We start from the raw sequence: 7,213 nt of genomic DNA, 5'->3' as shown, positions 1-7,213 counted from the left end.
GCCCTCTGGGCGGTATTGTTACCGCCCAGAGGGCGGCGTTACGGATATGTTCGCGACAACACTTTTTTAATCCGGCGACAAACCTTTTTCAGCTAACCATTCTCGATTAAATAGCCGCGATTGATAGCGAGAACCGCCATCGCAGAGTACGGTGACAATTGTGTGTCCCGGCCCCATTTGCTTCGCTAAGGCAATTGCCGCACCGACGTTAATTCCTACGGAACCGCCCATAAATAAACCGTCTTTTCTTAATAGTTGGTAAATTACGCGCACTGCTTCTATATCATCAATTTGGATGGCATCATCTATAGGAGCATTTTCCATATTAGCAGTAATTCTGCTAGTGCCAATACCTTCAGTAATTGAGCTACCTTCCATCTTAATTTCTCCAGTTTTAACGTAACTATAAAGACCGCTCCCCATCGGATCTGCTAAAATGCTTCTAATAGCTGGATTCTTTTCTTTTAGGAACATTGCCACACCAGCAAAAGTTCCTCCCGTTCCCGTTGCTGTCACCCAGCCATCAATTTTACCGTCTGTTTGTGCCCAGATTTCGGGGCCAGTTGTTTCATAATGTGCTTGGCGATTAGCTAAGTTATCAAATTGATTTGCCCAGATTGCATTATCTATTTCTGATGCTAATTTGCCGGAAAATTTGACATAGTTATTGGGGTCTTTGTAGGGGACGGCGGGTACGGTTCTGACTTCTGCCCCTAATGTTTTCAATGCGTCTATTTTTTCCTGAGATTGAGTATCAGGAATCACGATTAGGCATTTATAACCTTTAGCGTTGCATATATGGGCTAAACCGATGCCAGTATTACCTGCGGTTCCTTCTACGACTGTTCCACCTGGTTTTAATAAGCCTTTTTCTTCGGCATCTTTGATGATATAATGGGCGGCTCGATCCTTTACAGAACCGCCAGGATTGAGAAATTCTGCTTTGCCGAGAATTTCGCACCCAGTTTCATCGCTGAAGCTGTTTAATCGGATTAGGGGGGTGTTGCCAAGAGTGCCTACAAAACCGTTTTTGATGTCCATGCTATTTGTCTCTTTATTTACTACTAAATTTTACAATAAATTCTTATTGCTCATTGTATCCGCAAATGTTTATACTGAAGAAATGGAAGATTTCAATGGCTCGTGGGCAAAAGGGAGCTATGATTCACCCCAACAATCGTTACAGGAACACTTTCTCAAGCATGGTGACGAAGTAGGGGCAGAAGATATTACCCAATACCTGAGAAAAGCAGAGGAATTTAAGATTACCGCTAAAAAAGGGTCACGGAAAACCAATGTTTCAGGGGCAACGCCAGGGGTGAAAAGGTACTTTAAGAATGGGCGTTACATTGACCTAGATTCCGATAATAACATAATTTCATTTGGATCGTATTAGCAATTTTCAGGAGTAAACCTATGAGTCTCGACCATGATTTTTTACTTTTGCCCGAAGGGAAAGTTAATTATAGAGATTACGCAAAATACTTTCACAGCCCTTTCGGTGTGAAACTTCACGATGATTTTATTCATTATGTTAATGATACATTAAAGTGGGTATCTACCCTCAATCCTGATAATCCTAAAGAGTGGCAAAGTTACGGCTTAAATCTTTACGGGGTAACAATCATCAATAAACAGGGAGCAGAAGTTTTTCATCATGTAGTTGAGTCATGGGCAAAATTATTTTCAAAAGCTCCTGCGAAACTTCAGCTAAGGGGTCATTGGATGTTGGGAATAGATGAGGAAGGAGTAGAAAATGAGGGGGATTACGAACAGTTAGAATTTGATCGAGATGTGGTAGTCAAAAAATTGATAACTTTGGCAAACTACGCCGACAAAACTTGGAGCGGGGATTTTTTCATTTTGCATCTGGGAATTTGACTGTAACTAAAATTACCAAATCTTACTCATATTCAGAACAAATCCCGGCAAAACAGGATCGCCACTAATTGTAGCAGGATTTTCCAAACATTCCTCTGGCAAACCTGGACGGTAAATATAAACTCTGCGATTTTTGCGGTCAATTAACCAGCCTAACTTCACTCCCGGTTCCCTCATATATTCTGCCATTTTTTCTTGCAAAGGTTTCAAGTTATCGGAAGCAGACCTGAGTTCTACTACAAAATCAGGACAAATAGGTACAAATTTATCTTGCTGTTCTTCTGATAAAGCATTCCATCGTTCCAGTTTCATCCACGAAGCGTCTGGGGATTTGTCACCCGCTGACAGCTTAAATCCAGTGCTAGAGTCAAAACAAATACCCGTTCCATCTTGCTCTGTCCAATTATACAACTGTGCAAATATACTGCCGCTACGATTGCCTGTTGTTCCTCCAGTTGGGGGCATAATTAGCACTTCTCCTGATTTATTTCGTTCAATTTGTAAGTCGCGATTGATTTGACAGAACTCAAAAAAATCATCTTCTGTCATTTGCATTTTAGGCAACATTCGCAATACTATCGGAGATGAGAGCATAATTTTTCCTCCATTAAAATATGCTGGCAGAGGCGCAGTTAATCGCGCCTCCATTACAGTCAGATGTCACAAATCTGAGACTATTTATTAGGCTGAGGAGTCATCCGCAAGTAAGGCTTAATTACTTCGTAACCTTTGGGGAATTTCTGTTTCAACTCTTCAGGATCTTTGATCGAGGGGACAATTACGCAATCTTGACCATCCTTCCAGTTAACGGGGGTAGCAACGCTATATTTGTCCGTTAGTTGTAGAGAATCAATTACCCGCAAAATTTCATCAAAATTACGACCGGTACTCGCAGGATAGGTAATATTCAGACGTAGTTTCTTTTGGGGATCGATGACGAAAACTGTACGGATTGTTAAGTTGTTCAAGGAGTTGGGATGGATCATGTCATAGAGGTCGGACACTTTCCGATCTGGATCTGCCAAAATAGGATAATTTAGGCTAACTTTTTGGGTTTCCTCAATGTCATCGATCCAGCCTTTATGAGACTCTTCGCTATCAACGCTAAGGGCTATGGTTTTGACTCCACGCTTGTCAAATTCTGCTTTGAGACGGGCAACTTCGCCTAGTTCGGTGGTGCATACTGGTGTATAGTCTGCGGGGTGTGAGAAGAGCACTACCCAGCTATCGCCAGCCCAGTCGTAGAAGTTGATTTCTCCTTTGGAGGAGGCTTGGGTGAAGTTGGGGACTGTATCGCCTAATCTCAGGGCCATAAGTGATTTCCTCTAGCTTTATTTAAGGTCAGTTATCCATAATGCCATAATCCTCCGGTTTTCCGGTAGGCTTTGAGATTTTTTAATTTTTCTTGCTCTTAGTCGCGGGTTGGATTAATTTATTTTATATTTACTCTGTTTGCAAGTATAAGCTATGTTTCAAATGCTTTACTTTCTAAGTCAAGCTATAGCTCCTTTTGTGGTGCCTTTGTGCTTTGTCTGTGCTTGGGGGTTGATGTTTCTGCTATTGTGGAGCATGGGAAGTGCGATCGCGGACTCGGTAAAGCGGGCTAAGCGGATGCACCAAATTCCTTGTGCTAATTGCGTATTTTTTACGGGTGACTATTACCTCAAGTGTCCCGTTCAGCCGAAGATTGCTTTATCTGAAGATGCGATCGACTGTCCTGATTATAGAGAGCGATCGCTTTATATATAGGACTTACCTACCCATAATTGTTTGTAACGCCGCCCTCTGGGCGGTATCTTTACCGCAAGCGAGGGCGGCGTTACGTAAAATGCTAAAAAATTCTATCCTCCCAGTGGGTTTAACCGCAGGTATTTTAATGTTTTTGTTTCTCACACTTGGTTTTCGATTCACTGGATATACAATGCCATTGAGTATCTGCTTGGGTATTCTTGGGGGGACGGCTTGTGGCTTAGTTCTGACTTGGTGGAATACTGAGGAGGAAATAGCAATTGAGGTAGAGGAAATAGCAAGTGAAATAACTGAAGAAAACTTGCCTAAATTACCACCGTCAGAATTAGAAAGAACTCAACCACTAAAAAAGGTACAATTGTCCAATCGTTCTAGGGGTCGATCTGTCACCCTACTTGATTGGATATTTAGAAAAAAAAGATAGAAGAAGGGACTAGGGGCTAGGGACTAGGGACTAGGGAAAGAGGGGAAGATGGGGAGGATGGGAGAGATGGGTAATTAGCAATTACCAATTACCAATTACCAATTACCAATTACCAAAAATGTTTTTATTCCTGTCCAAACTACTTCCTTTATTTTTCTATCCATTGGGATTAAGTTGTCTGTTGATAATTTTTGCTTTAATAATGTTCTGGAAACGTCCCAGATGGGCGGCGGGGGCAATAGCCTTAACAGTCTATCGGCTGCGGGGCTGGGCGTAATTGTGTTAGCTTTGGGGTAATCAATGCCAACCTTTGCCGCAGCAGGAACCTACAAGTCATGTTCCCTCACGAATTGCGAAACATCGTTCCCGAACCGCCCGTACCAGCAGAAATTCTCAAACAGTACCAAATTACTAGCGAATTTTACCAAGAAGTTAAATATCGCCAAGAATTTGAGCGTTACTGCCAATGGTATTACAGCACAGCAAAGAAACACCAGCAAGAATTACAAAAAATGCAAGGCGACTTTAACATTCTGGGATGGTTTCGCCGAAGATAAAGAGGGAATGGACACAGGGAAGATGGGGAAATGGAAGAGGGAAATCTTCCTATATCTCCTATCTTCCCTACCCCATCTTCCCTCTCCCTTGCTTAAAAGCTCAGCTATTTTGAATAACTTCCACTTCATCCTCTTTGAGGTGTGCCCTAAATTTTTTGTTGAACTGGACTTGAACAGGCAAATTGGCACTTACGGGTCTGCCTTGCCATTCGAGAACTATGGCCAGCACATCTCCTTCCATACCCTTAAGATCGAAGGGTTGATTGCGGTGTTCGGGATGGTGGTAAACAACGACAGATTTTTGGATGCAAACGCGATCGCCAACTTTCATAGATTTAAACTTAGTGTTATCTCTCTCAAAGTCTCTACCAGCACTGATGCCAAGCACTAGGACTAGATTCGGACAATGTTTCTATTATTACAGAATATAGGACTTACGCAAGGGAAATTTAAAATATAGCAATCGGCAAGGTGGTTAGGACGTTCTAAGTTACTGAAACCATTGATACTATTCCCTTCTTCTCTACAAAAAACAAATTCAGCCGCCGCCAACTATAATAAAAAGTTCGCAGAGGCTGACAGAAGCTATTTAGCTCAGTCTACAAATGCTATTTCTTCATCGCATCAGGACTTTTCATCGCATCAGGCTTCTTCATCGCATCGGGACTTTTCATCGCATCGGGACTTTTCATCGCATCGGGACTTTTCATCGCATCAGGACTTTTCATCGCATCAGGACTCTTCATGGAAGCAGGCGAAGCACTAGGAGCAGCCTGATTTTCAGTGTTAGGACTAGAAGAACAGCTATACAGACTAGCCGTTAAGGTCAAACCAACAACTAAACAAAGCACTTTCCGGTTCATATTTTTCTTCCAAGTCTGAGAAATATTAATTCAACAAGTCAGCAGGTAAGCGCTAACAGTGCGTTCTATTGTAGTACGGATTGCTCCTTGGATTGGATTTTTAACCTCCAATATTTTTTCACCGAGGTTAAGCGACCGAACTTACCCACATCCAAGCAGTTGCGTGGGTCGTATTTAAGAAGATAGGCCCTGGTTCTTTCTGGAAACACGCTTGCTGCCATGACTAAAATCAACTTAGAATTATCGGTTTAGGTCTGTTCTACGAAAAACCTATGGATTTGAACCCTGCTGAAACAAGCGTGGATGACCCTGAAAAACAGACTGACGCTGAGTTATTTCAGTTAATGAGTGTTGGTCAAGCATCTGCCTTGGGTCTTTTGTATAACCGCTATGGCAGTTTAGTCTACAGATTGGCCCTGAGAATTTTAACAAACCCTCAAGAAGCAGAAGACTTAACCCAAGAGATTTTTCTCAATCTCTGGGAAAAGAGAACCTACAATCCTAATCGTGGCTCTTTGAGCAGCTTTTTGACAACGCTGACTCGTTCGCGAGCAATTGATAAACTTCGCTCTCGCAGCACTAAGTTGAAATTTCTCCAGCGATGGAGTCAGATGATGGCTACAGAAATTCCCCCTCTAACACCTTTTGAATCAGCTTCTTTAAGTGACCGTTCGCACTATGTTTGCGATGCTTTAGCTCAAATTCCTGAAAAACAACGGCAGGTGTTAGAAATGGCTTATTACGATGGTTTGAGTCAGTCAGAAATTGCTGCCAAACTTAGTATACCACTGGGAACAATTAAAACTTGGTCTCGCCAAGGTTTATTGAATTTAAGAAAAAACTTACAAAATTTAATTGGCTAGTTACACCTATGACAGAGCCTTTATTTCCTGAACCTTTAGAAGACTTGATGGCAGGTTATGTCCTCGGCAACCTTAGCTCTGAAGAAGCTGAGGAATTAAGGCGAGTGCTAAAAGAAAATCCTGAATTAGCTACAGAGGTGGCTAGTTTACAGGAGGTTTTAGAAGTTATGCCTTATGCTTTACCTGATATTGCAGTACCACCACATCTTTATTCCACGATTATAGAAGCTGCTTCGACAACTAGCGTCGCATTACCAAACAAGATTGTTACGGCAAATCCTACCTCAGTGCTTTGGGAAAAACTGAAGCAATTTCCTCTAAGATGGAGTCCTGTGATTGGTAGTGTGGCAGCACTATTGGCGTTGGCAGTTGGTTTGGATAACTACCAACTAAGACAACAAATAACAACGCTTGATGCTCAGATTGTACGACAAAAAGATGTGATTGCGATGTTACAACAGCCAAATACTCATCTAGTTTCTCTCAAAGGTATGGCTCAAGCCTCTGCTGCTTCTGGCAGTATTGTTGTCACACCGGGAGAACCCAAAGCTGTTTTAATCTTAAAGAATCTTCCAGTTTTACCAAAGGGTCAATTTTATCAGTTATGGTCGGTTATTAATGATGAAAAGGTTGCTTGGGAGCAGTTTAATACTAATGAAATCGGGACAGTTTTTGTCAAACTTTCTCTGCCTACTAATGGGGAAGTAACTACATTAGTTGTGACTGTTGAAGCATCACCCCTACTTAAAAATCCGTCTGGGCCGATGGTAATGACGGGGAGTTTATAAATTGTTAATTGATAATTGATAATTGGTAATTGGTAAAGAACTTACCTAATTCTCGCGTAACGCCGCCCTCTGGGCGGTAAAGATACCG

The 7,213-nt window shown here is 42.0% G+C and carries 12 protein-coding genes and 1 pseudogene; 8 read left to right on the top strand and 5 right to left on the bottom strand.

The genetic code is table 11. From position 1 onward, the window contains the following. Positions 1 to 66: 66 nt before the first annotated feature. Positions 67 to 1,041 carry a cysteine synthase A gene (locus tag PY364_RS10480; protein ID WP_275522318.1) on the bottom strand — a complete coding sequence of 325 codons (975 nt, stop codon included), beginning with the start codon at positions 1,039 to 1,041 and terminating at the stop codon, positions 67 to 69. Between PY364_RS10480 and PY364_RS10475 the strand changes: the two genes are divergently transcribed. Then, positions 1,034 to 1,396 carry a hypothetical protein gene (locus PY364_RS10475; RefSeq protein WP_275522316.1) on the top strand — a complete coding sequence of 121 codons (363 nt, stop codon included), beginning with the start codon at positions 1,034 to 1,036 and terminating at the stop codon, positions 1,394 to 1,396. The genes PY364_RS10480 and PY364_RS10475 overlap by 8 nt on opposite strands. Before the next feature lie 20 nt (positions 1,397 to 1,416). Then, on the top strand, positions 1,417 to 1,881 hold the full coding sequence (locus tag PY364_RS10470) for a Coagulation factor 5/8 type-like protein (protein WP_275522315.1): 465 nt from the start codon (positions 1,417 to 1,419) through the stop codon (positions 1,879 to 1,881). A gap of 12 nt (positions 1,882 to 1,893) precedes the next feature. Here PY364_RS10470 and PY364_RS10465 read toward each other — a convergent pair whose 3' ends face one another. Continuing rightward, positions 1,894 to 2,475, bottom strand: coding sequence for a Uma2 family endonuclease (locus tag PY364_RS10465; protein ID WP_275522313.1), 582 nt, complete (start codon positions 2,473 to 2,475; stop codon positions 1,894 to 1,896). Between the two features lie 80 nt (positions 2,476 to 2,555). Then, on the bottom strand, positions 2,556 to 3,194 hold the full coding sequence (locus PY364_RS10460) for a peroxiredoxin (RefSeq protein WP_275522311.1): 639 nt from the start codon (positions 3,192 to 3,194) through the stop codon (positions 2,556 to 2,558). A gap of 154 nt (positions 3,195 to 3,348) precedes the next feature. On the opposite strand from PY364_RS10460, the gene PY364_RS10455 reads away from it, so the two are divergent. From PY364_RS10455 to PY364_RS10440, 4 genes and pseudogenes are all read left to right on the top strand, one after another. After that, entirely contained in the window at positions 3,349 to 3,630 is a 282-nt protein-coding gene (locus tag PY364_RS10455; protein ID WP_275522310.1) for a hypothetical protein, read from the top strand. Further along, on the top strand, positions 3,584 to 4,054 hold the full coding sequence (locus tag PY364_RS10450; RefSeq protein ID WP_275522309.1) for a hypothetical protein: 471 nt from the start codon (positions 3,584 to 3,586) through the stop codon (positions 4,052 to 4,054). The genes PY364_RS10455 and PY364_RS10450 overlap by 47 nt, the downstream gene beginning before the upstream one ends. A 118-nt stretch (positions 4,055 to 4,172) precedes the next feature. Continuing rightward, a pseudogene (locus tag PY364_RS10445) lies at positions 4,173 to 4,301 on the top strand (YdcF family protein); the annotation flags it as partial. Positions 4,302 to 4,389: 88 nt separating this feature from the next. Beyond that, entirely contained in the window at positions 4,390 to 4,611 is a 222-nt protein-coding gene (locus tag PY364_RS10440) for a hypothetical protein (protein WP_275522307.1), read from the top strand. 100 nt (positions 4,612 to 4,711) lie between these two features. Here PY364_RS10440 and PY364_RS10435 read toward each other — a convergent pair whose 3' ends face one another. Together PY364_RS10435 and PY364_RS10430 are read right to left on the bottom strand one after the other, a co-directional pair. After that, positions 4,712 to 4,999 carry a ferredoxin-thioredoxin reductase variable chain gene (locus tag PY364_RS10435; RefSeq protein WP_343277567.1) on the bottom strand — a complete coding sequence of 96 codons (288 nt, stop codon included), beginning with the start codon at positions 4,997 to 4,999 and terminating at the stop codon, positions 4,712 to 4,714. Between the two features lie 220 nt (positions 5,000 to 5,219). Then, the gene (locus PY364_RS10430; RefSeq protein WP_275522304.1) at positions 5,220 to 5,474 is read right to left on the bottom strand and encodes a hypothetical protein; all 255 of its coding nucleotides are present in this window, start codon (positions 5,472 to 5,474) and stop codon (positions 5,220 to 5,222) included. Between the two features lie 272 nt (positions 5,475 to 5,746). On the opposite strand from PY364_RS10430, the gene PY364_RS10425 reads away from it, so the two are divergent. Together PY364_RS10425 and PY364_RS10420 are read left to right on the top strand one after the other, a co-directional pair. Continuing rightward, on the top strand, positions 5,747 to 6,337 hold the full coding sequence (locus PY364_RS10425) for a sigma-70 family RNA polymerase sigma factor (protein ID WP_275522303.1): 591 nt from the start codon (positions 5,747 to 5,749) through the stop codon (positions 6,335 to 6,337). A gap of 8 nt (positions 6,338 to 6,345) precedes the next feature. Beyond that, positions 6,346 to 7,125, top strand: a complete 780-nt coding sequence (locus tag PY364_RS10420) for an anti-sigma factor (protein WP_275522302.1) — start codon at positions 6,346 to 6,348, stop codon at positions 7,123 to 7,125. Positions 7,126 to 7,213: the final 88 nt, after the last annotated feature.

The sequence above is a fragment of the Kamptonema sp. UHCC 0994 genome (assembly GCF_029167235.1).
Lineage (GTDB): Bacteria > Cyanobacteriota > Cyanobacteriia > Cyanobacteriales > Microcoleaceae > Kamptonema.
The sequence above is the reverse complement of the archived record's forward strand: the minus strand, read 5'-3'. Positions and strand labels throughout refer to the sequence as shown.